The organism is Shewanella cyperi (genome assembly GCF_017354985.1).
Lineage (GTDB): Bacteria > Pseudomonadota > Gammaproteobacteria > Enterobacterales > Shewanellaceae > Shewanella > Shewanella cyperi.
The window spans coordinates 1,847,757-1,871,051 of sequence record NZ_CP071501.1 but is presented as its reverse complement, the minus strand read 5'-3'; the positions used below and the strand labels follow the sequence as shown (position 1 = coordinate 1,871,051).

General features: G+C 54.0%; 20 protein-coding genes. 11 read left to right on the top strand and 9 right to left on the bottom strand.

Annotation, left to right across the window (positions count from 1 at the left end; translation table 11 throughout):
* Positions 1 to 94: 94 nt before the first annotated feature.
* The 4 genes from JYB84_RS08055 to dapA all read right to left on the bottom strand — a co-directional run bounded on the left by JYB84_RS08055 (position 95) and on the right by dapA (position 6,500).
* The gene (locus JYB84_RS08055; RefSeq protein WP_207322886.1) at positions 95 to 3,196 is read right to left on the bottom strand and encodes an efflux RND transporter permease subunit; all 3,102 of its coding nucleotides are present in this window, start codon (positions 3,194 to 3,196) and stop codon (positions 95 to 97) included.
* Positions 3,193 to 4,278, bottom strand: coding sequence for an efflux RND transporter periplasmic adaptor subunit (locus tag JYB84_RS08050; protein WP_207322885.1), 1,086 nt, complete (start codon positions 4,276 to 4,278; stop codon positions 3,193 to 3,195). The genes JYB84_RS08055 and JYB84_RS08050 overlap by 4 nt, the downstream gene beginning before the upstream one ends.
* Positions 4,279 to 4,517: 239 nt before the next feature.
* A complete protein-coding gene (gene bamC, locus JYB84_RS08045; protein WP_207322884.1) occupies positions 4,518 to 5,612 on the bottom strand; it encodes an outer membrane protein assembly factor BamC in 1,095 nt (364 codons plus the stop codon).
* A gap of 6 nt (positions 5,613 to 5,618) precedes the next feature.
* The gene (dapA, locus tag JYB84_RS08040) at positions 5,619 to 6,500 is read right to left on the bottom strand and encodes a 4-hydroxy-tetrahydrodipicolinate synthase (RefSeq protein ID WP_207322883.1); all 882 of its coding nucleotides are present in this window, start codon (positions 6,498 to 6,500) and stop codon (positions 5,619 to 5,621) included.
* 170 nt (positions 6,501 to 6,670) lie between these two features.
* On the opposite strand from dapA, the gene JYB84_RS08035 reads away from it, so the two are divergent.
* Both JYB84_RS08035 and bcp read left to right on the top strand, forming a co-directional pair.
* Positions 6,671 to 7,210 (top strand): glycine cleavage system protein R, encoded by a 540-nt coding sequence (locus JYB84_RS08035; protein ID WP_207322882.1) that lies wholly within the window; start codon positions 6,671 to 6,673, stop codon positions 7,208 to 7,210.
* Between the two features lie 32 nt (positions 7,211 to 7,242).
* Positions 7,243 to 7,704 carry a thioredoxin-dependent thiol peroxidase gene (gene bcp / locus JYB84_RS08030; protein WP_207322881.1) on the top strand — a complete coding sequence of 154 codons (462 nt, stop codon included), beginning with the start codon at positions 7,243 to 7,245 and terminating at the stop codon, positions 7,702 to 7,704.
* Positions 7,705 to 7,777: 73 nt separating this feature from the next.
* Here the strand turns inward: bcp and JYB84_RS08025 are convergent, their stop codons facing one another.
* A complete protein-coding gene (locus tag JYB84_RS08025) occupies positions 7,778 to 8,860 on the bottom strand; it encodes an AI-2E family transporter (protein WP_207322880.1) in 1,083 nt (360 codons plus the stop codon).
* A gap of 45 nt (positions 8,861 to 8,905) precedes the next feature.
* On the bottom strand, positions 8,906 to 9,133 hold the full coding sequence (locus tag JYB84_RS08020) for a sulfurtransferase TusA family protein (protein WP_207322879.1): 228 nt from the start codon (positions 9,131 to 9,133) through the stop codon (positions 8,906 to 8,908).
* Between the two features lie 143 nt (positions 9,134 to 9,276).
* Here JYB84_RS08020 and bepA point away from each other — a divergent pair, with 143 nt between their 5' ends.
* From bepA to JYB84_RS08000, 4 genes are all read left to right on the top strand, one after another.
* On the top strand, positions 9,277 to 10,710 hold the full coding sequence (bepA, locus tag JYB84_RS08015; protein WP_207323149.1) for a beta-barrel assembly-enhancing protease: 1,434 nt from the start codon (positions 9,277 to 9,279) through the stop codon (positions 10,708 to 10,710).
* Positions 10,711 to 10,814: 104 nt separating this feature from the next.
* On the top strand, positions 10,815 to 11,165 hold the full coding sequence (gene arsC, locus JYB84_RS08010; RefSeq protein WP_207322878.1) for an arsenate reductase (glutaredoxin): 351 nt from the start codon (positions 10,815 to 10,817) through the stop codon (positions 11,163 to 11,165).
* Between the two features lie 11 nt (positions 11,166 to 11,176).
* On the top strand, positions 11,177 to 11,551 hold the full coding sequence (locus JYB84_RS08005) for a DUF2069 domain-containing protein (RefSeq protein ID WP_207322877.1): 375 nt from the start codon (positions 11,177 to 11,179) through the stop codon (positions 11,549 to 11,551).
* Between the two features lie 194 nt (positions 11,552 to 11,745).
* Positions 11,746 to 13,665: a hypothetical protein gene (locus JYB84_RS08000; protein WP_207322876.1), complete on the top strand. Its 1,920-nt coding sequence runs from the start codon at positions 11,746 to 11,748 to the stop codon at positions 13,663 to 13,665.
* Between the two features lie 71 nt (positions 13,666 to 13,736).
* Here JYB84_RS08000 and hda read toward each other — a convergent pair whose 3' ends face one another.
* Together hda and JYB84_RS07990 are read right to left on the bottom strand one after the other, a co-directional pair.
* Positions 13,737 to 14,447, bottom strand: coding sequence for a DnaA inactivator Hda (hda, locus tag JYB84_RS07995; protein ID WP_207322875.1), 711 nt, complete (start codon positions 14,445 to 14,447; stop codon positions 13,737 to 13,739).
* 92 nt (positions 14,448 to 14,539) lie between these two features.
* The gene (locus tag JYB84_RS07990) at positions 14,540 to 15,601 is read right to left on the bottom strand and encodes a DUF2066 domain-containing protein (protein WP_207322874.1); all 1,062 of its coding nucleotides are present in this window, start codon (positions 15,599 to 15,601) and stop codon (positions 14,540 to 14,542) included.
* Positions 15,602 to 15,787: 186 nt separating this feature from the next.
* Between JYB84_RS07990 and JYB84_RS07985 the strand changes: the two genes are divergently transcribed.
* Positions 15,788 to 17,038 (top strand): uracil-xanthine permease family protein, encoded by a 1,251-nt coding sequence (locus JYB84_RS07985; RefSeq protein WP_207322873.1) that lies wholly within the window; start codon positions 15,788 to 15,790, stop codon positions 17,036 to 17,038.
* A gap of 47 nt (positions 17,039 to 17,085) precedes the next feature.
* On the opposite strand, the gene grxD is transcribed toward JYB84_RS07985, so the two are convergent.
* Entirely contained in the window at positions 17,086 to 17,418 is a 333-nt protein-coding gene (gene grxD / locus JYB84_RS07980) for a Grx4 family monothiol glutaredoxin (protein WP_207322872.1), read from the bottom strand.
* A 241-nt stretch (positions 17,419 to 17,659) separates the two neighbouring features.
* On the opposite strand from grxD, the gene sodB reads away from it, so the two are divergent.
* The 4 genes from sodB (at position 17,660) to JYB84_RS07960 (ending at position 23,271) form a co-directional block, all read left to right on the top strand.
* Positions 17,660 to 18,244, top strand: a complete 585-nt coding sequence (sodB, locus tag JYB84_RS07975) for a superoxide dismutase [Fe] (protein WP_207322871.1) — start codon at positions 17,660 to 17,662, stop codon at positions 18,242 to 18,244.
* A 240-nt stretch (positions 18,245 to 18,484) separates the two neighbouring features.
* Positions 18,485 to 20,419, top strand: a complete 1,935-nt coding sequence (locus JYB84_RS07970) for a PrkA family serine protein kinase (RefSeq protein WP_207322870.1) — start codon at positions 18,485 to 18,487, stop codon at positions 20,417 to 20,419.
* A gap of 56 nt (positions 20,420 to 20,475) precedes the next feature.
* On the top strand, positions 20,476 to 21,744 hold the full coding sequence (locus JYB84_RS07965; RefSeq protein WP_207322869.1) for a YeaH/YhbH family protein: 1,269 nt from the start codon (positions 20,476 to 20,478) through the stop codon (positions 21,742 to 21,744).
* A gap of 9 nt (positions 21,745 to 21,753) precedes the next feature.
* Positions 21,754 to 23,271, top strand: coding sequence for a SpoVR family protein (locus JYB84_RS07960; RefSeq protein WP_207322868.1), 1,518 nt, complete (start codon positions 21,754 to 21,756; stop codon positions 23,269 to 23,271).
* The last annotated feature ends 24 nt before the right edge of the window (positions 23,272 to 23,295 follow it).

Genomic DNA, 23,295 nt, shown 5'->3' with positions numbered 1-23,295 from the left:
CTTGATCCAACGATTAATAATCCAGAATAGTCCACTATGGCTCCTGGATCTTTCCATAAAAAACAAGAGCGCCCTGCGGCGCTCCTGTTAAAGGTTACTGCTGCCTTTCGGCCAACTCGCGCTCGAGCTGCTGGGCCACCTGATCCGGTGAACCTGAATGTTTGGCCAGCAAGGCGTAAGCAACAGGCACCACCACCAGGGTAAAGAGGGTTGCCAGCATTATTCCCGACAGCACCACCACGCCTATCACAAAGCGGGTCTCGGCACCGGCGCCCTGGGCCATCACCAAGGGTACGGCACCGGCGGCCGTGGTGATCCCCGTCATCAGAATGGGCCGCAGTCGTTGGCAGGAGGCCTTCAACAGCGCTTCCTGGAACGCTTCTCCCCTGTCCCTCAACTGGTTGGCGAATTCCACGATAAGGATGCCGTTTTTCGTCGCCAGCCCCACCAGCATGATGATACCTATCTGGCTGTAAATATTTAGGCTTTGGCCGGTCAAATACAGGCCAATAAGGGCTCCCAGGGTAGCCAGCGGCACAGTCAGCATGATCACCATGGGGTGAATGTAGCTTTCAAACTGGGCTGCCAATACCAGGAACACCACCCCCAGTGCCAACATAAATACAAAATACATGGAGCCGCCGGATTCCTGATAATCCTGGGACTGGCCCTTGTAACTGATGTTGGCTTCCGCCGGCAAATAGGTGCGTGCCAGGGTATTGAGGTAATCCAAGGCCTCACCCAGGCTGTAACCGTCTGCCAGACTGGCTTCAATGGTAATGGAGCGCAGACGGTTATAGCGGTTCAGACTGGAGGCATCGGCAAACTCTTCCACTGATACCAGGTTGGACAGTGGGATCAATTCCTTACTGCGATCGGAACGCACATAGATATTGGTCAAATCCCGGGCCGTGTTCTGGTTATCCCGCTCGCCTTCGATGATGACATCGTATTCCTCACCGTCACGCATAAAGTTGGTAACCAGGCGCGAGCCCAACATGGACTCCAGGGTGCGTCCTATATGAGCGATAGAGACCCCGAGGTCCGCGGCCCTGTCCCTGTCTATCACCACCCGCAGTTGCGGCTTGGTTTCCTGATAATCATGATCCAGCGCCAGCAGTTTGGGATTCTCGGCGGCCTTTTCCAAAATGATGTCCCGCCAGCGGGCCAACTCTTCGTAACTTGGACCACCGAGCACGAACTGCACCGGCTTGCCAATGCCGCGACCAAAGGCCTGGCGCATGATGGGAAAGGCCCGCACACCTGCCAGATCCCCCAGACGGCCACGGATATCATTGATGATCTCAAAGGCACTGCGGCGCTTGCCCCAATCTTCAAGCACTATGATGGCCATGCCGTTGGAGAAATCGGCACTTCGACCGAAGCCACGAGGAGCACGGATCAGCAGACGCTTGATTTCGCCACTGTCCACCAGGGGCATCAACCTGGCTTCCACTTCATTCATGTAAGATTCTATGTACTCAAAGCTGGCGCCCTGGGGACCGTTGACCATGAGGAACATGGAACCCCTGTCTTCCTGGGGAGCAAACTCCTGTGGCACCTGCTTCACCAGGGCCACACTGGCGCCAAGTGCCGCCAGCACCCCTATGCTGACCAGCACAGGATGGCCTATGGTGCGCAGCAATACCCGGCGATAAAAAGCCTGCAAGCTGTCCATACCGGCATCCACCTTGCGCACCAGCCAGGTATCCTGGGCCGCAGGTTTAAGCAGTTTGGAACACATCATGGGGCTGAGTGACAGCGCCAGCACGCTGGAGAAGATCACCGCCGCACTCATGGTGACGGCAAATTCCTTAAACAGCTTGCCCAGGTCCCCTTCCAGGAAAGTAATGGGCATGAATACCGCCACCAATACCGCCGTGGTGGCGATAACGGCAAAGGCCACCTCGCGGGCACCAAGGAAGGCGGCCACCAGCGGCGATTCCCCTTCCTCTATCCGACGGTGGATGTTCTCCAGCATCACAATGGCGTCATCCACCACCATGCCGATGGCAAGGATCATCGCCAGCAGGGTCAAGAGGTTAATGGTATAACCCAGGGCATAGAGCACGATAAAGGTGCCCAGCAGCGACACGGGCACTGTCACCGCCGGGATCAACATGGCACGCACGCTGCCAAGGAACAGGTAAATCACTATAACCACCAGCACCATGGCGATAAACAGTGTCTGGTACACCTCGGCGATAGAGGCCTCGATAAATACCGAGCTGTCATAGGATCGTTTGATGGACATGCCGGCCGGCAGGGTCGGATTGATCTTGTCCACCAAGGCGTTGGCACCGCGGGCCACTTCCAGGGTGTTGGCTGTGGACTGCTTGGTGACCCCCAGGCCTATCATGGCCTCGCGGTTACCACGGAACATGATCCTGTCTTCTTCCGAGCCGATTTCGACCCGGGCCACGTCCCCCAGTTTCACCAGGTAACCGTCATCCCCTTCGGCCAGCACCAGGTTGGCAAAATCCTCGGCGGTGCGGAAACTGCGCTCCAGGCGCACAGTAAAGTGACGTTCCTTGGATTCGATGGAGCCCGCTGGCAGTTCCACGTTCTCGGAACGCAGCTTGGCTTCTATGTCACCCACGGTCAGATGCCGGGCCGCCAGCGCTTGCCTGTCGACCCAAATTCGCATCGAATAGACCTTGCCGCCACCGATACGCATCATGGCGACGCCATCCAGGGCCGAGAATCGGTCCACCAGGTAGCGGTTGGCATAGTCGGTCAGCTCCAGTGTGGTCATCTGATCCGACACCAGATTGAGCCACATGATGACCTCGTCACCACCGTTGGCCTTTTGTACCTCCGGTGGATCCGCTTCCTCCGGCAGGTTGTTCAGCATGCCGGAAATACGGTCGCGCACATCGTTGGCGGCGGCCTCAATATCGCGACCGACGTCGAATTCCAGGGTCACAGAAGAGCGGCCATCGCTGCTCGATGAGCTGATATGACGTATGCCTTCCACGCCGCTGACCCTGTCTTCCACCAACTGGGTAATGCGACTCTCCACCACTGAGGCACTGGCGCCGCGATAACTGGTGGAAATGGAGATCACTGGTGGGTCTATATTGGGGTATTCCCGCAGTGGCAGTTTGTCAAAGGACACCAGGCCAAAGGCGATAAGCAGCAGACTCAATACCGAGGCAAATACCGGCCGCTTAACGGACAGATCCGTCAGTCTCATGCGGCAGTCTCCCCATTGTCGTCATAGTGACGGCCAAAATGTTCTTCCTGTTCGGGCTTAACCTCATCACCGGGACGCACCTTGAGAATGCCGCGGATAATGATCTTTTCCCCCATTTCTATGCCGTCGGTCAGCTCCACCCAGCCGCGTTTGCGCAGCCCCACGGTGACCTGGCGTTGTTCGACGCGGTTATCACCGTTGACCAGATACACAAAATGCTTCTTCTGAATGGGGATAATCGCCGACTCCGGCACCAACAGAGCTTCACGGCTTTGCTTGATGAGCTTGACCTTCATCAGCATCCCGGGCAACAACTTGGCCTGGGGATTGGGAATTTCGGCCCGCACTGTTACGGCGCGGGTAGCAGGGTTGACCCGGCTGTCCACCGACAGCACCTTACCGATAAACAACTCCCCCGGGTAAGCCACGGCACTGGCCTCGACATCTTTGCCGGGGATAAGGTCGGTCAAAAAACGCTCCGGCACTGAAAAGTCCAGTTTGACGCTGGAGATGTCATCCAATGTGGTAATGCTGGTACCCGGCGTCAGCAGTGCGCCATTGCTGATTTGTCTGAGGCCGAGTCTGCCGGTAAAGGGCGCCACTATGCGCCTGTCCCGCAGCGCCGATTCGGCCTGCTCCAGTTCGGCCTTGGCGGTATCTATGGCGGTTTGCAACCTGTCACGTTCGGTTTCGGCCACTGTCTGATTGGTGACCAGGGTACTGATGCGTTTCAGTTCCCGCTGATGATCGCTGACCTTGACCTTGGCCACTGTGACCTTGGCCCGCTGCTCAGCATCCTGCAGCTGCACCAGCAGTTCACCTTTGGCAACCAGATCGCCATCGTTAAAATTTACCGAGGCCACCACTTCGGTCACCTTGGCGGTAATATTGACCGATTCGTTGGCAAGCGTTGTGCCCAGCGCTTCCACCTCATCCCTTACTGCCTGCATGGCCGCGGTGGCCACCACCACGTTGGGTACAATCCGGGCGCGCTTGGCCTCGGGCCCTTTATTCTGTTGTAAATACTGGAAACCGGCCCAGGCCAGTCCTCCCAGTACCAGTACTGTGATTATTTTTTTCATCAGAATTCCAAAAACGTCAGGCAAAAAAGATGTGTAATGCAAACCGCGCCAGAAAAAATGGGCGAGAGCTTAGTTTACCTGGGTGTAATCGGGCTTCAATACGTTTTAATTAGGTTTTACTTTTACTTACAAATTACGAAGTAGCTTGACAGTCAGCCATTGCATGGCGGTTCACATTAAAATTCAGGCAATAAAAAACGGCGCCTTGGCGCCGTTTTTCTGTAAGCCTTTCGTCCGCATTAACGGCGGCGGTTACGCTCTTCCTGCATCTGCTCGGAAAGCACCTTGTAGATTTCAGTCATCTGCTCATCACTGAGAGGCTTATCTTCGCTGTCGTGCATCCACAGCTTGGTTTGCTCGCCGGCGTCCTTGACCAATACGCGATAGACCCCTTTCTCAAGTGGCAGCTTGGTATCGCCCCACAGGGAGCTCCAGAAACCTGAATCATCGGCATAGTTCACGTAGAGCAAGCCTTTGCTGGAATCCATTTCCGCAATTTCCAGCCCCAACTCGGGCAGAACCAGGCGCAGACGGTTCCAAACCTGCTTGAACTGAGCGTTGGCCAACCAGTAAGCAGGCTCGGTTTCAGTGTCCTGCAAGGTCATCTCAATGCCCATGCTTTCCTGACGGCGCTTGGTTTCCAACGCCTGTTCACGCTTGATACTCATGTAGGCAATGGAGCGGTTCAGCATATCTATGGTATAGCGGCGTTTGTCTTCGCCACTGAGCACCACATCGCGATTATCACCCTGGTAGGACTCTTCATGCTCCAGCAGGTTGATCACTATATTGCCGCTGCGACCGTGGGGACGGACTTCCACCAGATACTGGTATCTCTGCCTGAGGCTGTAGACCTCGTCACTGCCCCAGAAACTGGAATCCAGCACTTCACTGCTTTCAATCCAATCGGTTTCCAGTACGCCCTTGCCGTAATCCTCGGCCTGGATGCCAATCTGTTGCTGTGCCAGGAAACCCTTGAGCGTTGCAAAGATTTCCTGCTTCAGATCCACATCGTTGTTGATGGACTCCACCACAATCTTGATGTTGTCGCTGCCCTCTTCCAAACGGGTACCTTCGGCCATCGGCAGCACCTGCAGTGGTGGCCTGATGTCCAGACTGCGGCCAACCAGTTCAGGGTTGGCCTTGTTGCCCAGCTGGGGCAAATCATATTCATGACTGTACCTGGGCTGTTGCAGACCATCCGGGATCTGCAGGGCTTCGCCAGTGGCGGCCTGCAGGTAAGTGTCGTCATCATTGGTTTGACGACGTTCCATCTGGCTGCTGCACGCGCTGACCGCAGCAATCATGATTAAGGGGGTAACTTTTTTAAGCATTAAGAATTAAACCTCTAAGCCGGCAGTTTGCATTGCTTCAAGCAACAGACCATGACAAGACTCAGAAAGTTCAGTCAAAGGCAGACGAATGTGACCATTACTGATCAATCCCATACGATGGGCGGCCCATTTTACCGGGATCGGATTGGCTTCCATGAACAAGGTGCTGTATAGACCGCGCAGGGGCAGATCGGTGGCAAAAGAACCCTCACGTTCGCCGGCCAGCGCCTGGGTACACATGGTTTTAAACTGGGCCGGAACTATGTTGTTGGCCACGGAAATGACCCCGTCACCGCCCAGCAGCAGAAATTCACGGGCGGTGGCATCATCACCGCTGTAAAGTTTGAACTCTTTGCCACACAGATGACGCAACATACCCACGCGGGACAGATCGCCCGTGGCTTCCTTGATGCCTATGATGTTGTCAATCTGACTCAGTTCGCCAATGGTCTCGGGCTTCATATCAACCGCGGTACGGCCGGGAACATTGTACAGAATTTGCGGAATGTCGGTTGCCGCCGCCACAGCCGTGTAGTGGGCAATCAGGCCCTTGGGCGTCGGCTTGTTATAATAGGGGGTCACACCCAACATGGCAGCCACACCAGTCTTGGCAAGCGAGCGGGTCAACTCAATCGCTTCGGCCGTGGCATTGGCACCGTTGCCGGCGATGACGGGGATGCGGCCGGCAGCAAAGGCCACAGTCTGGGCAACCACATTGACATGTTCTTTCATCGGCAAGGTTGCCGACTCGCCAGTGGTACCCACGGCCACTATGGCGTCTGTACCATTGTCGATATGAAATTCCACCAGGCGCTCAAGGCCGGCAAAATCCACTGAGCCATCACTGTTCATGGGCGTGATTAAGGCTACGATGCTTCCGTTTATCATCTGACTTCCCCTAGATTTCAGGATTCGCTATGGTACTGAGGCCTATGGGTTATGACAAGCATTTACGGGGATCTCAAACACAATTAGTTGTGGTAGCATTGCCCCGCGCAGCAACCGCTGCCGGCGCGCCGCGTCTGCGCCTGGAAAGATATGCAACAAGAGGAAGATACATGACCAACTATCTGGTCGTTACCGCCATGGGTTCAGATCGTCCCGGTATAGTCAGCAAGCTGGCAAGGCTCGCCAGCGATTGCGATTGTGACATAGTGGACAGCCGCATGGCCTTGTTCGGCAACGAATTCACTTTGATCATGATGCTGTCCGGTTCCTGGGCTGCCATCACCAAGATAGAAACCAGCCTGCCAAGCCTGTCGGTGGAACTGGAGCTGTTGACCGTGGTCAAGCGCACTTCCAAGCACACGCCACAAAATTACATTTCCCGCATTGAAGTCAATTTCAACGGCAAGGACCAGCGCGGCACCATGAAGCGCATCACCCAGTTCCTGGCTGATCGTTCCTTGGATCTGGCGGCGGTGCGTTCCCATGCCGAGGAAACCGCCTCAGGTGAGCAAATCCAGCACGTGTTCCTGGCAATCAATATCCCCGAAAAAGTGGAACTGGATAAGCTGGAAAAAAGCCTGCACGAACTGGCGGCCGAGATGTCGCTGGAGTGCATCATCAAACGGATGCAGGGCATAGCCGCCCCCTGACAATTGCGCTCAGGTACAGAAACGGAGTTGGTATGACCCCACTACAAGCCGGTGCCAAGGCACCCGAATTCACCCTTAAAAATCAGGCCGGTGTCAACATTTCCCTGGCCCAGTGCCTTAAACAGGGCCCGGTGCTGGTGTACTTCTACCCCAAGGCGTTGACGCCCGGTTGTACAGTGCAGGCCTGTGCTCTGCGAGACAGCAAGGCCGAACTCGATGCCAAGGGCGTGACAGTGCTTGGCATCAGTCCAGATCCCGTTGCCAAGCTCGCTAAGTTTGAGCAAAAGCATGAACTTAACTTTCACCTGCTCAGCGATGAAGACCATGCGGTTGCCGATGCCTTCGGCGTCTGGGGTGAGAAGAAATTCATGGGCAAGGTTTACGACGGTATTCACCGCCTGAGCTTTTTAATCAACCCAGACGGCTCGATTCACACCTTGCTGGACAAGTTCAAAACCAAAGACCACCACCAGGCCGTGCTGGCATTGCTGTGATATTTATTGATCAACAAACTTATTGATAATGAATAAAAAAGGCCCTTAACGGGCCTTTTTTATGACTGAGATATTAAATACCTTCACCCAAATCCAATTTGGCAGGAACAGACGCCGGCCAGGCATTGATAACCGCCTTCACCAGCGATGCCAGAGGAATGGCGAAAAATACCCCCCAGAAGCCCCATAAACCGCCGAAGACCAACACGGCGGCGATGATGATGACAGGATGCAGATCTACCGCGTCGGAGAAGAGCACGGGCACCAGCACATTGCCATCCAACGCCTGGATAATGCCATAACCCAACATTAGATAACCGAAGTCGGCATTGAATCCCCACTGGAAAAAACCCACCAGGGCAATGGGCAAGGTCACCAGGGTCGCCCCCACATAGGGGATCAAAACAGAGAAGCCGGTCAACACGCCCAGCAGCGCCGAATAGCGCAGCCCCATCAGGGCAAAGAAGATATAGCTGGCGACACCGACGATAACAATCTCAATCACCTTGCCGCGAATATAGTTGAAGATCTGCTGATTCATCTCACTCCAGACCTTACGGGCCAATTCCCTGTTGCTGGGGAAGAAGCGTTTGCTGCCGCGAATGAGTTGTTCCTTATCCTTCAGAAAAAAGAACACCAACAAGGGCACCAAAATGGCGTAAACCATGAGTACCAACAGGGACGCTGAGTAACCGAGCAGCTGCTTGCCTATGTCGAGCAAATGTTGGGTATCCAACATGCGCTTCAGCTCCGACTGCAGGGTTTGCAACTGCTCAGCGTTGACGAACTGGGGGTATTTTTCCACCAGGGAGCCCAGATACAGCATGCCCTTGTCGAGCATATTCGGCAGTTCGCCGATGAGGGCGAGCCCCTGACGCCACAGGCTCGGGAACAAACCAAAGGCCATCATCAACACCAGGGCGATAAAGAGCACCAGCACCAGGGATGCGCCCGTGGTGCGATTAATCCCTATGCGGCTCATTTGCGCCACGGGCCATTCCAACAGGAAAGCCAATACCAGTGCCACCAGCAAAGGCGCCAGCAAGCCACCACCGAAATAAATCAGCGCTGCCAGTCCCAGCAGAATAAACATCAGGGTGACAGCCTGGGGATCACTGAATCTGTCTTTATACCAGCGGGCTACAAAATCCAACATGCCTTATCGACCTCAAACATAGGCCCCGGAGGGCAAAGATAGGGATTAACTTTGGGTTTTCTTGGTAACTATCAGGCTCAGGCTCTGCTCATCATCTTTGAGTATGGTCAGCTCGTGCCCCTGGTTTTGAAAATAAGCGGGAACATCCCGCCGGGAACCGCTGTCCAACAGGGTAATCTGCAAACTGTCACCTATGGCCAGTGGCTTGAGTGCCATCTTGGCATTGACCAACGCCAGGGGACAGCGCTGCGCGGTTAAATCAATAGAAACCATAATGAACTTGCCATGGATATCCCGGGGCCATTATCCTTGCTTGAAGGCTAAACCACAAGCCACAGTCCAAGGACAGCGTTCCGGATCACTGATTACTAAGGACCCCTTTGCGTAGATTAATTCCAAGTCGTTTCCCCCGTGTCATGCTGACTGCTGCCACCACGGCCCTGTTGTCATTCGCTTCCAATCACAGCTTTGCCAACAATGACTTACCTGATTTGGGTACTGCAGCGGTCAATACCTTCAGTCTGGAAAAGGAAATGCAGTACGGTGATGCCTATATGCGCGTCATACGTTCTTCAGCCCCCGTGCTCAATGATCCTGTGCTGAGCCAGTACATCACAGAGCTTGGCAATAAGTTGGTTGCCCACGCCACCGGGGTAAAAACGCCGTTCTACTTCTTTATGCTGCGCAATGACGAAATCAACGCATTTGCGTTTTTCGGTGGCCATGTGGGCGTGCATACCGGGCTGTTTCTTAACGCCGATAGCGAGAGTGAACTGGCCTCAGTGCTGGCACACGAAATTACCCACGTGACCCAAAGGCACCTGGCCAGAAGTCTGGAGGCTCAGGAGAAAACTGCCCCGGCGACCGTCGCGGGTATGTTGGGTGCAATACTGCTGACCATAGCAGCGCCCCAGGCAGGTATGGCTGCCCTGGCAACCACCCAGGCGCTGGCCACCCAGGCTAAAATCAACTATACCCGTCAACACGAAAAAGAGGCTGATCGTATCGGGATGCAAATCCTGGTGGATGCGGGTTTTGACCCCGAAGCCGCCGGAGATTTTTTCGGGAAACTCGCCAGTCGCTACCGTTTTACCACTACGCCACCGCAGATGCTATTGACTCACCCCTTACCCGAATCGCGCATCAGCGAGGCCCGAAATCGCGCCAACCAATATCCCCACAGGTTTGTGCCGGACAATCTCAATTACCAGTTGGCCAAGGCCAGGATCCAGGTGCGCTTTTCAAGCTACAGCGATGAAATGGCCCTGTCCCTGTTTGAAAAGCAATTGAGCCGCAACAGCTATGCGTTCGAAAGTGCCGCCCTTTACGGTAAGGCCCTTGCTCTGCTGAGACTGAAACGGGCAAAGGAAGCAGAAGTCATCATAGATAAGCTGCTGACACGGGATGCCAACAATCTGTTTTATCTCGATACCAAGGCGGATCTGCTGGTGGAGCGAAAGGATTTTGCCGCGGCCAAGGCGCTGCTGGAGCAACAACGCCAGCTCAAACCGACCTCTCAGGTGATAAACGCCAACCTGGCCAATGTCTATATTGAGGCCGGAGAAGCCGCCAAGGCCATCCCGTTGCTCGAAGACATGGTGTTCCTCGACAAGCAAAATCCCCTGCCCTATGAAATGATGACCCAGGTTTATCGCCAGACGGGGAACCAGGCACTGGAGCACTTTGCCAGCGCCGAATCCATGGCCTTGGCCGCGGATTACAAAGGTGCAGTTGATCAGCTTAACTTTGCCTATCGCTTCACCAAGGACGATCCTCTGCAACTGGCGCGCATTGAAGCCAGGATCCGCCAATTCCGCGAAGCAGAAAAGGCACTTGATGCCTTGAAGTGACAGCGGCGAGCAGTTTTATCGCTGCACAGAATCCACCGGGGCGCCTGACGGCGCCTCACTTTTTTGCTATGATGCGACCACGTTAACTATCAAGATCTTAACTTATGACTCAAGCGACTATTTTCCATAATCCCCGTTGCTCCAAAAGCCGCCAAACCCTGGAACTGCTGCAACAACAGGGCGCGGAGATCACTGTGGTGGAGTACCTTAAAGACACTCCCACTGCCGAAGAGCTGACCCGGATCCTGTCCCTGCTTGGCCTGACGGCGCGGCAACTGATGCGCACCAAGGAAGAGGAATACCAGGCCCTGGGGTTGGATAATCCAGCTCTCACCGAGGCCGAGCTGATTGCCGCCATGGTCGCCACCCCCAAGCTGATCGAACGTCCCGTGGTATTGGCCAACGGCAAAGCCGCCGTTGGACGGCCACCGGAAAATGTCCTGGCAATCCTTTGAGGGTAACAAGCGTGGCTGAAAACACCCGACTGCTCCTGCTCATAAATCGCATTGGTTATCCCCTGCTGCTACTGTTGCTCGGCTATTGGTTTTTGGGTAATGGTGCCGGTTATTCCATGGCCTTTAATGCCCTGTGGTTGGTGCCCTTGCTGCTGCCGCTGCCGGGGATCATGCAAGGCAAACCTTATACCCATGCCTGGGCCAGCTTTATTCTGTGCCTGTATCTGCTGCACGGCCTGACGCTTCTGTATGTGGCCGGCGACAAACTTTGGTTCGCCATCTTAGAGGTGGGGTTGTTGGCGCTGTTGTCGATTACCTTCCCCTTCTATGCCCGTCTGCGCGGGCGGGAATTGGGGCTGGGGTTAAAGAAGAAAACGAAGGAATAACTCTGCTGATGATCTGGGCGCCGCAAGGCGCCTTTTTCTTCTCTTGATCCCACCAATAGATTTCAAAGCCCTGCTCTTTTAGAATTTTTTCATTACAAACAAACACCTGAAGGCAATTGCCAAGCCAGGTTATCGGCATGCTATAGTGACGTTTGGAATGTTACATCAAGTTCACATTAGCCGGAGTTCAGCCGATGAAAAAGGCCAGCCTTCTTTCCTTTGCCAGCATGTTGATGTTAACCGCCTGTGGCGGAGGCAGCAGCGACGGTGGCGTTTCTCCCCCAATCCAGCCACCCGCCCCTGGGCTTAAAGCCTGTAGCAACGCGACCACGCTTAACCGGGTAGCCGCTGGAGGTGTCACTTTTGTCACCGAGCAAAACTACCGGGCGCAGCAACCTGCCATGATCTATGCCGATCTGGGCAAGGACAGCCAGGGGCTCAATTATCAATGGCGCCAAAGTTCAGGACCGCAACTGGAATTGGTGGCCAGCCATTCCCCGATACTGTCCTTTGTGCCGACAAGTGCCGGTAGCTATGAATTCGAGCTCAGCATCACAGGTCCCGGCACCTCGGTAACCGCCAGCGTAGCCATTAACGCCGATACAGATAACGCCAATCCGGTAAAGCTGAGGCAAGATCACCAGGTAACCAGCGGCAATGCCGTCAGCCTGAGGCTGGACAGGGTTCAGGGGTCAACCCTGTCGGCCATTGATTGGTGCGCCAGCGGTGCAAACCTGAACGTGGATCTCAGCAACAACGAACGGCCCTTGTTTACCGCTCCAAGCGTCAGCCAGGATACCCTGGTGGAACTCAGGGCCAGCGGCAGCCATAACGGCATTGCCGGCAGCGACAGTGCCTGGGTATTGATCACCCGGGAAAGCAGCATCACCTCAGGTTATTTTGACTCTGCCCTGGCACGCACCTTCCCCTACCACAGCGACAGCCCCTGGGCCGCCGATCTCAAGGCCTGTACCTATTCCAATCAGTTAAACAGTTCCTGCAGCATCAGCCGCTTGCCTTTGCTTGGCCAAACAGCCAACGGTATGGACAAACAAGCGATACTCGACCGGGTGCTGGTATCCCATCAATGGATGGGGGATAACTTTGCCAGCTTCCTCGACACTGTTGATGCCAACAGCGACTTTGCTAACCTGCTGCAATCCGTTACCGCCGTGGTCATCAGTTACGATGTCAGGCCTTCCTTTTATTGGGTGGTCACCGGCGCGATATATCTGGACCCTGAAGATCTGTGGCTCACGCCACTGCAACGGGATACCATCAACGAGCAGCCGGATTACCGCAGCAACTTCGGTGCCGATCTGAAGTTCCTCATGCCCTGGCGCTATGTCAAAGACAATGAATACGCGTCCTCGATTGTGCCCCGTACCCAGAGAAGCCATCGCAGTTTGGATGAGCTGACACCGGATCTGGCCTCCTTGCTGTATCACGAGCTGGCCCACGCCAATGATTTCTTTCCCCGCAGTATCCACGGCAGCCTGGCGGGCCCCACCTTGCTTGATGACTACAACAAGCGTGCCACCGCCAAGGCGTTAACCTCAGACAGGCTAGCCGATTTATATCCTCTGGGCAGTGAAGAAATGCGCAGCCTGGCCAATGTCAGATTCCGTGGCCAGGCGGCCTCAGATACCCAAAAAGCCTACGTACCGGCCGATGTCAGCAGTTTTTTCAGCAACGATATCGCCTCCGACTTTTACGCCTACTCCACCGAGCGGGAAGATGCGGCCATGGTGTTTGAAGAGCTGATGATGAACTATCGTCATGGGGTATTAAGGGACGTGGCCGTGACCGACAGCCCTGCCAATCCCACTGCCAGCACAGTGATAGTCGATTGGGGCCAGCGGGGCCGCATAGGCGATGATGCCCTGGCGCAAAGGGCCGCCTTTGTGCTTGAAGGCATCTTCCCCGAATGGGATGGTACCGCTATCGTCGCTTCCCTGCCCGCCCCCATTGCCATGCAATCCGGACAAAGCTGGCTGACTAATTTGACCATCAGTCCCCAGGGGGCCAACACCAGGGCGGCAGTCAGCGCCAAACCCGCTGCTGAAATACCGCTGCAATTCTCCGGCGACAGGTATGCCCGGCCGAGAAACTAAGCCTGATCTGAATGCAAAAAGCCCGGAATATCCCGGGCTTTTTTGTTATAGAGCTCTTTAGACATCAGAGTTTAGAGACGCAGCATTTCCTTGATAAAAGGAATGGTCAGCTTGCGTTGGTGCACCATGGATGCCTTATCGAGGCGGTCCAGTACGTCAAACAGGGTACGCAGATCCCGCGCCATCCGGTTCAGCAAAAAACGGCCCACGTCTTCCGGCAGCTGTAAGCCGCGCATCGCCGCCCTTCTTTGCAAGGCCGCCAGCTTTTCCTCATCCATCATAGGCTGTAGTTGGTAGGTCAGGCCCCATTGCATTCTTGACAGCAGATCGGGGAGTTGGAATCCCGCTTCGGCCGGTGATGCACTGGCGCTGACCAAGAGGGCACAACGCTTGTGCTCCGCCACCCGGTTATACAAATCAAAGATGGCTTCTTCCCACAGAGGGTGGCCGGCAATGGCATCCACATCATCGATGCAGATGAGATCCAGCTGTTCAAGTCCCTCAAGCAAGGCCGTTGAGATGGAAGCATGAATACCCAGCGGCAGATAAAAACTGCGACGCTCATGCTCATTGGCGTAGGCACAGGCCGCATGCATCAGATGGGTGCGGCCTGATTTTCCGGGGCCCCAAAGGTACAGCGCTTGCTTGTCCTGACCGCTGGCAATGCCATGCAGGGCCTGGATCAGCTCATCGTTGCCGGCGGCAGGATAATAGCTGTTAAAGGTCTCGTCATCGGGGAGATGAACGGGCAAGGACAACTGCAATGGAGGGTGTTGGGACACTCGGTACTTCTCAATAATCTGGCTACTTGGCAAGGCACCCGTTCGGGAGCCCCGCGCAGTGTAACACAAGTGACTGGCGGGGAAAAATGCGGTTATTGACCACGCCACTGATAGGTGTTGGCCTGCTCATCCTGAAGGCTGTCAAGCCGGCTAATCTTGCCTTCCAGATTCAGCAAACGATCCAGATCTTCTCTGGTGCCAAACAGTGACAGATTGAAAGTGACTCTGTCCGCCGCCATCTGCTTGAGCGAAACAGACTTTACCACCGACAGCTGACCGAGGAAGGCCTCCAGGGACACTAAATCAGCCAACTTATTGATCCCCACAAAGGTGAGTTCGCTTAATTGGGATTCACCCGTGCTGGTCACGGCATACTTTTCAACATAATAGCCACTTAACAGGCTCAACAGGGCTGACATGGCCTGGTCTTCACTGGCCGCACTGCCCTGTTGGCTCAAGAGCGCCTGTGGCGGCAACGTCTCACCTTCACGGGGTCTGGAGTACAGGCTCAATTGGTAATTCACCGTCTCTCCGGCTGCTTCCATATTGCCCAACACGAAAAAGTCCGATTGGTATCTGTTGGTTGCGGTCATCACTTCATCCACAAACATGCCCCGCACCGAATTGACCGACACCTGCATCAAATCATCCAGGTCCATCAAGGGCAGCAAAACAGGGATCCCCGCGTTTTCAGCGGCTTGCATCAACAACTGCCGCTGTACGCTTTCCCCCTGATCGGCAAGCAGAGCCCGTTCGCCATCCCGTTCAACCACCAGCCACATCAGGGTCAAAGGGCGCTGTTTCCCCCACACTGGCAACTGGGCATCACGCAACAGGGAAACTATCCTGGCCTGGTCGAAGCTGGCATGCACATAGAGCTGACGCTCTTTTTCGAGGTAACCGTATTGTCTCAGCAAGGCCGATGCGCTGGACAGCTGCTGCCGGATAAGCGGGTGTTCCAGCACGGCGGCTGATCCGCTGTTTTTGACCAATACCCGGGCGAGCGCCTCTCGTACCGCGCTGTCGCGTTCCGATGCCGAGCGAGATCCTACCTGAACATCAGCCTCGTCGAGCTTGGCGACTTCAACGGCCTGAGCCCCCTGCCAAGCCAGCAAGGAAATTAACAAACTGATGGATAAAAATTTGTTGCGCATCTAATGGTTCCGCCTGCATAGCGTCAGGACCCGATAAGGAAGCGGCAGTGTAACACAGCAAGCCCTGACCACTCAAAGGGCAGCGGGCTCAGGGAGCGAAGGGAACGGAGAAAAATCATGCTGTTGGCTTATCAAACATAATCAGCCTGTTACAATAGCGGCGCTACCCTCATATGGAATAACAATATGCAAAAAATCCTGCTTCCCCTGCAAGGCGCTCAGATGCTGTTTGTCGCCTTCGGCGCCCTGGTACTGATGCCGCTGTTGACCGGCATGGACACCAGTGTCGCCCTGTTCACCGCCGGTATGGGCACCCTGCTGTTTCAGTGGGTAACCCGGCGCCAGGTCCCCGTATTTCTGGCCTCCAGCTTTGCCTTTATCGCCCCCATACTCTATTCGGTGCAAACCTGGGGACTGCCGTCGACTCTCGGGGCCCTGATGGCCGCGGGCGCCGTGTATCTGCTGCTCGCCTCGGTGGTACGCATCAGAGGCGTGGGTTTTATTCATCGCTTGTTACCCCCAGTGGTCGTGGGGCCGGTGATCATCATCATTGGTCTGGGATTGGCACCAGTGGCGGTCAATATGGCGTTGGGCAAGAGCGGCGATGGCGCCCTGGTGCTGGTGGCTCCGGATATCGCCCTGATAGTGTCGCTGGCGTCCCTGCTGACCACCATATTGGTGGCCATTTTCGCCAAGGGCTTGCTGAAACTGATGCCGATCCTCGCGGGTATTCTGGTGGGCTATGGTTTGAGTCTGGGATTTGGCATTGTCGACTTTGACAAGGTGATGACCGCAGCCTGGTTGGCGCTGCCGAACTTTACCGCGCCGGAATTCAATTGGCACGCTATTGCCTTTATGATCCCGGTCGCCATTGCCCCCGCCGTGGAACACATAGGTGACATTCTGGCCATCTCCAGTGTCACCGGAAAAGATTTTATGAAAAAACCCGGGCTGCACAGAACCCTTGCCGGCGATGGACTGGCCACCATGGCAGCGGCCGCATTCGGTGGACCACCAAATACCACCTATTCCGAGGTAACGGGTGCCGTAACCCTGACCCGCAACTTCAACCCCGTCATCATGACCTGGGCCGCCATCAGTGCCCTGTTGCTGGCGTTTGTGGGTAAACTCGGCGCTCTGATGCAAACCATTCCTGTGCCTGTGATGGGTGGGATCATGTGCCTGCTGTTCGGCTCCATTGCCGCCGTCGGTCTCAATACCCTGATCCGTAACCGGGTCGACCTGGCCTGCCCGCGTAATCTGGCAATTGTCGGTGTCACCCTGGTGTTCGGCATCGGCGGCATGGCCTTTGGCATAGGGTCTTTCAGCCTGAGCGGCATCAGCCTGTGCGGTATTGTGGCCATCACCATGAACCTGCTGTTACCCGCATCCCATGCACCGCAGGATGAAGAACAGATAGAGGCCAGCGAGGCCTGAAACTAAAAAGCCCTGCATTGCAGGGCTTTTTTATCTTTTGCATCAACTCACTCGGCCGATTTGTATTTAGCCGCCACTTCCTTGATCAGCGGTTGCAATTCGCCCTTCTGATACATTTCGGTCAGGATGTCACAGCCACCGATCAGCTCGCCTTCCACCCACAGTTGGGGGAATGTTGGCCAGTTGGCATACTTTGGCAGCTCGGCGCGGATATCCGGATGTTGCAGAATATCCACATAGGCAAACTGCTCACCAATGTTGATCATCAGCTCGGCGACGCGGGCTGAGAAACCGCAGCTTGGCAGCTTTGGAGAGCCTTTCATGTAAACTATGATTGGGTTTTCAGCAATTTGCTGTTTGATTTTTTCGACTGTGTCCATTTTAATTCCTGATGGCGGGACAAGAGCCCCGGCAGTTGGCAACGACTTGAGGATATTGTACGACAGCTGGCCCGAGAACAAAATCCCACATAATGTAGGGGTATGTCGCCATTGGATTTTTTCTAAGCTGTCAATCCAATCAATCGGCCAAACAGTGATTCACATCAAAGATTTTATCAGTACAATAGCTCCCAGTGAGCAAAACATGACTGTGTCATATCAAATCCATGGAGAGACAATAATGGCTTTCGAATTACCCGCATTGCCCTATGCCAAGAACGCACTGGAACCCCATATTTCCCAGGAAACCATCGAATACCACTACGGTAAGCATCACAACACCTATGTTGTTAAGCTCAATGGTCTGATCCCAGGTACCGAATTTGAAGGCAAGAGCCTGGAAGATATCGTAAAAACTTCTACCGGTGGCATCTTCAACAACGCCGCTCAGGTATGGAACCACACCTTCTACTGGAACTGCCTGTCACCCAATGGCGGCGGCGTTGCCACCGGTGCTGTTGCTGATGCCATCAACGCAGCCTTCGGTTCTTTCGAAGAATTCAAGGCCAAGTTCACCGATGCAGCCGTAAACAACTTCGGCAGCGCCTGGACCTGGTTGGTCAAGAAGGCTGACGGTTCTGTTGCCATTGTCAACACCAGCAACGCAGCCACTCCGCTGACCGATGCCTCTGTAACCCCAATCCTGACCGTTGACGTTTGGGAACACGCTTACTATATCGATTATCGCAACGTACGTCCTGACTACCTGGCCCACTTCTGGGAACTGGTAAACTGGGACTTCGTTAACCAGAACTACGCCGGTTAATTCTGATTTTCATCAGAAATTCAAAGGGGCCCATCGGGCCCTTTTTTATTGCCTCATTGTCCCACCGCTGAGCCTCGCCCTCGGTATATAAACATATGCAAATATTGCTTTTGCAACTATTTGTCTTTGTTTTTATTTGTTTTTTCTGACACAGCCCCAAAATTCCTGTCTAAGATTAAAACAGGGATCCGCTAATCCCAGGTCCCTATCCTAACCGTACCGGCGTTTCAGGGGGTTTTTATGGGCATATTTGAACATTATCAGCAGCGCTACGAGAAAAAACTCGAAGAAGAATATACGCTGCAGGAGTTTCTCGACATCTGTAAAGCGGATCGCAGCGCCTATGTGTCTGCGGCGGAACGTTTGCTGCTTGCCATTGGCGAAGCAGAGGTCATAGACACGGCCAAAAATCCGGTGCTGAGCCGGATATTCTCCAATCGCTTGATTTCCCGCTATCCCGCATTCAAGGACTTCTACGGAATGGAAGATTCCATTGAGCAGATAGTGGCCTATCTGAAGCATTCAGCCCAGGGGCTGGAAGAATCCAAGCAGATCCTCTATCTGCTGGGACCTGTGGGGGGCGGTAAATCATCCCTGGCCGAAAAACTCAAGGCGCTGATGCAAAAGGTGCCCATCTATATTCTCAGTGCCGACGGGGTGCGCAGTCCGGTGAATGATCATCCCTTCTGCCTGTTTGACAGCGAGGAAGACGGCAAATTGCTGCAGCAGGAATACGGCATTCCCAGCCGCTATCTGCGCAACATCATGTCGCCGTGGGCGGTAAAGCGCCTCCACGATTACGGTGGCGATATCACCCGATTCCGGGTGGTCAAGGTCTTCCCCTCTGTGCTGGACCAGATTGCCGTGGCCAAAACCGAGCCCGGTGATGAGAACAACCAGGATATTTCGTCCCTGGTGGGCAAGGTCGATATCCGCAAGCTGGAGCATTTTGCCCAGAATGATGCCGACGCCTATTCCTATTCGGGTGCCCTGTGCCGTGCCAACCAGGGCCTGATGGAATTTGTGGAAATGTTCAAGGCCCCGATTAAGGTATTGCACCCCTTGCTGACCGCAACCCAGGAAGGCAACTACAACGGTACCGAAGGTTTGTCTGCATTGCCCTTCTCCGGCATAATCCTGGCGCACTCGAATGAGTCCGAATGGTCCACCTTCAAGAACAACAAAAACAACGAGGCTTTCCTCGACCGCGTCTATATAGTCAAGGTGCCCTATTGTTTGCGGGTTTCCGAAGAAATCCAGATTTACAAAAAGCTCATTATCAACTCCGAGCTGGCACGGGCCCCCTGTGCCCCCGGAACCCTGGAAACCCTGGCCCAATTCAGTGTGCTGTCACGACTGAAAGTGCCGGAAAACTCCTCCATCTACTCCAAGATGCGGGTCTATGACGGCGAGAGCCTCAAGGACACGGATCCCAAGGCCAAGTCCTATCAGGAATACCGGGACTATGCCGGCGTCGATGAAGGCATGCAGGGGCTGTCGACCCGTTTTGCGTTCAAGATCCTCTCCAGGGTGTTCAACTTCGATCACACGGAAATCGCCGCCAACCCGGTGCATTTATTCTATGTGCTTGAGAAACAAATTGAAGCTGAACAATTCCCCAGCGACACGGCGGAAAGGTATCTGGAATTCCTCAAGGGTTACCTGATCCCCAAATACGTGGAATTTATCGGCAAGGAAATTCAGACCGCCTATCTGGAATCTTACTCAGAGTACGGTCAGAACATTTTCGACCGTTATGTCACCTATGCTGATTTCTGGATCCAGGATCAGGAATACCGCGATCCCGAAACCGGGCAATTGTTTGACCGCTCTGCCCTGAATGCCGAGCTGGAAAAAATTGAAAAACCCGCCGGGATCAGCAATCCCAAGGACTTCCGCAATGAGATTGTGAACTTTGTACTCAGAGCCAGGGCCAATAATGAAGGCAATAACCCGCTGTGGACCAGTTATGAAAAACTGCGCACCGTGATAGAGAAGAAAATGTTCTCCAACACCGAAGATCTGCTGCCGGTTATTTCCTTCAACGCCAAGACATCCACAGATGATCAACGCAAACACGATGATTTCGTCAACCGTATGATGGAGAAAGGCTATACCAAGAAGCAGGTCAGACTCCTGTCCGAGTGGTACCTGCGGGTCCGCAAGTCGTCTTGATGCTAATCCGCCACTGCCCGCAGCCGCGGGCAGTCCGGTGGTTTTGGGAGGTGCGTATGGCGAATTTCATCGACAGGCGGCTTAATGCTAAGGGAAAAAGCACGGTCAACCGTCAACGTTTTATCAACAGATACAAGCAACAAATCAAAAAGGCTGTCAGTGATGCTGTCACTCGTCGCAGCGTGACCGATGTGGAAAAGGGCGAACAGGTCAGCATACCGACAAAAGACATCAGTGAACCCATGTTTCATCAGGGACGTGGAGGCTACCGGGAACGCGTGCATCCGGGCAATGATCAATTTACCCGGGGTGACAAGATTGAGCGGCCACCCAGTGGTGGCGGTCAGGGCAGCGGCAAGGGCGATGCCTCGGACTCAGGCGAAGGCCAAGACGATTTCGTATTTCAAATATCCAAGGACGAATACCTGGAACTCTTGTTTGAAGATCTGGAGTTGCCGAATCTGCAGAAAAACCGCCTCAATAAACTGGTGGAATATCAGACCTATCGTGCCGGCTTCACCAATGACGGCGTGCCGGCCAATATCAACATAGTGCGTTCGCTGCGCTCGTCGCTGGCGAGGCGTACCGCTATGGCCGCGGGTAAAAAGCGCAAACTCAGGGAGTTGGAAGCTGAGCTTGCCGAACTGGAAAATACCCCTGGCGCCAAGGCTGAGGCCTTGCTGGCATTGAGGGAAGAAATTGAGGCACTGAAAAAGAAAATTGCCGCTGTGCCTTTTCTCGACACCTTTGACCTCAGATACAACAATTTTGCCAAGCGTGAAGTGCCCTCCAGTCAGGCCGTCATGTTTTGTCTGATGGACGTATCAGGTTCCATGGATCAAGCCACCAAGGATATGGCCAAACGTTTCTACATACTGCTGTACCTGTTTTTAACCCGAACCTACAAAAACCTTGAAGTGGTGTATATCCGCCACCATACCCAGGCCAAGGAGGTGGATGAACACGAATTTTTCTATTCACAGGAGACCGGCGGAACCATAGTCTCAAGCGCACTTAAGCTGATGATAGATATCCAAAAAGAAAGGTATCCCGCCAGTGAGTGGAATATCTATGCCGCCCAAGCCTCAGACGGCGACAACTGGGCAGACGACTCCCCGACCTGCAGGCAGTTGCTTGAAAAGCACATTTTGCCGTTGGTCAGGTATTTCAGTTACATAGAAATCACCAACCGCGCCCACCAGACACTCTGGCGCGAATACGAGGGCCTGATGCAACATTTCGACAATATGGCGGTACAACACATACGCCAGGCCGAAGACATCTACCCCGTATTCAGGGAACTCTTTAAAAAACAAGCGGTTTAAGGGGGCATTATGGGGAAACGCAAAAAAACACCTTTGAGTGACGGACCGGACTGGACCTTTGAGTTGCTGGACGAATATCTGAAGGAGATTGAGCGGGTGGCAGCCCACTATAGGCTGAATACCTATCCCAATCAGATTGAAGTCATTACCGCCGAGCAGATGATGGATGCCTATGCCGGCATCGGCATGCCCATAGGTTATACCCACTGGTCCTTTGGTAAACGCTTTATCGAAACCGAACAAGGTTACAAGCGTGGGCAGATGGGGCTGGCCTACGAGATAGTGATCAACTCCAACCCCTGTATTGCCTATCTGATGGAAGAAAACACCATTACAATGCAGGCGCTGGTGATGGCCCATGCCTGTTTCGGACATAATAGTTTTTTTAAAAACAACTACCTGTTTAAGACATGGACAGATGCAAGCTCCATCATAGACTATCTTGTATTTGCCAAAAACTATGTGGCCGAATGCGAAGAGCGCCACGGCGTTGATCAGGTCGAACTGATCCTGGACTCCTGTCATGCGCTGATGAATTACGGCGTCGATCGCTATAAACGTCCCAGTGAAATCTCCTTCAGGGAAGAAAAACTGCGCCAGAAAGAAAGAGAAGAATACCTGCAAAGTCAGGTGAACGATCTGTGGCGCACCATACCTATAGCGGTCAGCGAAAAGGCCGTGCAGAAGAAAAAGCGTTTCCCCGCCGAGCCACAGGAAAACCTGCTGTATTTTATTGAAAAAAATGCCCCACTACTGGAGCCATGGCAGCGGGAACTGGTGCGCATAGTGCGTAAGATGAGTCAGTATTTTTATCCGCAAAAGCAAACCCAGGTGATGAACGAAGGCTGGGCCACGTTCTGGCATTACACCATACTCAATCACCTCTACGATGAAGGGCTGGTGACCGACAGGTTTATGCTGGAGTTCCTGCAAAGCCATACGGGTGTCATTGCCCAACCACCCTATAACAGCCGCTTCTACTCGGGCATCAATCCCTATGCCTTGGGATTCAATATGTTCAGTGATATTAGGCGCATCTGTGAGCGCCCGACAGATGAAGACAAGGCCTGGTTTCCCGAAATTGCCGGCAGCAACTGGCTCGATACACTTCACTTTGCGATGCAGAATTTCAAGGACGAGAGCTTTATCAGCCAGTACCTGTCACCCAATCTGATCCGTCAGTTCAAGCTCTTCGGATTGGTGGATGACGAACGCAAAAACTACCTGTCGGTGTCGGCGATACATGACGAACAGGGTTACCGGGAAATCCGCCAGATGCTGTCACAACAGTACAACCTGTCAAATCTGGAACCCAATATTCAGGTGTACAGTGTCGAAGTCACTGGCGACAGATCCCTGACGCTCAGATACGTGCCACACAACCATATCCCCTTATCCAACAATCACGCCGAGGTACTCAAGCATCTGCACCGGCTGTGGGGGTTTGATATATCCCTTGAGCAACAGGAGGAAGATGGAACTATCAAAGAGTTATCCCATTGCCCACCAAGAGAGGCGGTTCAATAAGCTCAAAACAAAAACGCTGCCAAT

Excerpts from the sequence above, each read along its gene's own strand:
- JYB84_RS08055 (WP_207322886.1), bottom strand. The coding sequence starts at position 3,196 with ATGAGACTGACGGATCTGTCCGTTAAGCGGCCGGTATTTGCCTCGGTA.
- JYB84_RS08050 (WP_207322885.1), bottom strand. The coding sequence starts at position 4,278 with ATGAAAAAAATAATCACAGTACTGGTACTGGGAGGACTGGCCTGGGCC.
- bamC (WP_207322884.1), bottom strand. The coding sequence starts at position 5,612 with ATGCTTAAAAAAGTTACCCCCTTAATCATGATTGCTGCGGTCAGCGCG.
- dapA (WP_207322883.1), bottom strand. The coding sequence starts at position 6,500 with ATGATAAACGGAAGCATCGTAGCCTTAATCACGCCCATGAACAGTGAT.
- JYB84_RS08035 (WP_207322882.1), top strand. The coding sequence starts at position 6,671 with ATGACCAACTATCTGGTCGTTACCGCCATGGGTTCAGATCGTCCCGGT.
- bcp (WP_207322881.1), top strand. The coding sequence starts at position 7,243 with ATGACCCCACTACAAGCCGGTGCCAAGGCACCCGAATTCACCCTTAAA.
- JYB84_RS08025 (WP_207322880.1), bottom strand. The coding sequence starts at position 8,860 with ATGTTGGATTTTGTAGCCCGCTGGTATAAAGACAGATTCAGTGATCCC.
- JYB84_RS08020 (WP_207322879.1), bottom strand. The coding sequence starts at position 9,133 with ATGGTTTCTATTGATTTAACCGCGCAGCGCTGTCCCCTGGCGTTGGTC.
- bepA (WP_207323149.1), top strand. The coding sequence starts at position 9,277 with ATGCTGACTGCTGCCACCACGGCCCTGTTGTCATTCGCTTCCAATCAC.
- arsC (WP_207322878.1), top strand. The coding sequence starts at position 10,815 with ATGACTCAAGCGACTATTTTCCATAATCCCCGTTGCTCCAAAAGCCGC.
- JYB84_RS08000 (WP_207322876.1), top strand. The coding sequence starts at position 11,746 with ATGAAAAAGGCCAGCCTTCTTTCCTTTGCCAGCATGTTGATGTTAACC.
- JYB84_RS07990 (WP_207322874.1), bottom strand. The coding sequence starts at position 15,601 with ATGCGCAACAAATTTTTATCCATCAGTTTGTTAATTTCCTTGCTGGCT.
- JYB84_RS07985 (WP_207322873.1), top strand. The coding sequence starts at position 15,788 with ATGCAAAAAATCCTGCTTCCCCTGCAAGGCGCTCAGATGCTGTTTGTC.
- grxD (WP_207322872.1), bottom strand. The coding sequence starts at position 17,418 with ATGGACACAGTCGAAAAAATCAAACAGCAAATTGCTGAAAACCCAATC.
- sodB (WP_207322871.1), top strand. The coding sequence starts at position 17,660 with ATGGCTTTCGAATTACCCGCATTGCCCTATGCCAAGAACGCACTGGAA.
- JYB84_RS07970 (WP_207322870.1), top strand. The coding sequence starts at position 18,485 with ATGGGCATATTTGAACATTATCAGCAGCGCTACGAGAAAAAACTCGAA.
- JYB84_RS07965 (WP_207322869.1), top strand. The coding sequence starts at position 20,476 with ATGGCGAATTTCATCGACAGGCGGCTTAATGCTAAGGGAAAAAGCACG.
- JYB84_RS07960 (WP_207322868.1), top strand. The coding sequence starts at position 21,754 with ATGGGGAAACGCAAAAAAACACCTTTGAGTGACGGACCGGACTGGACC.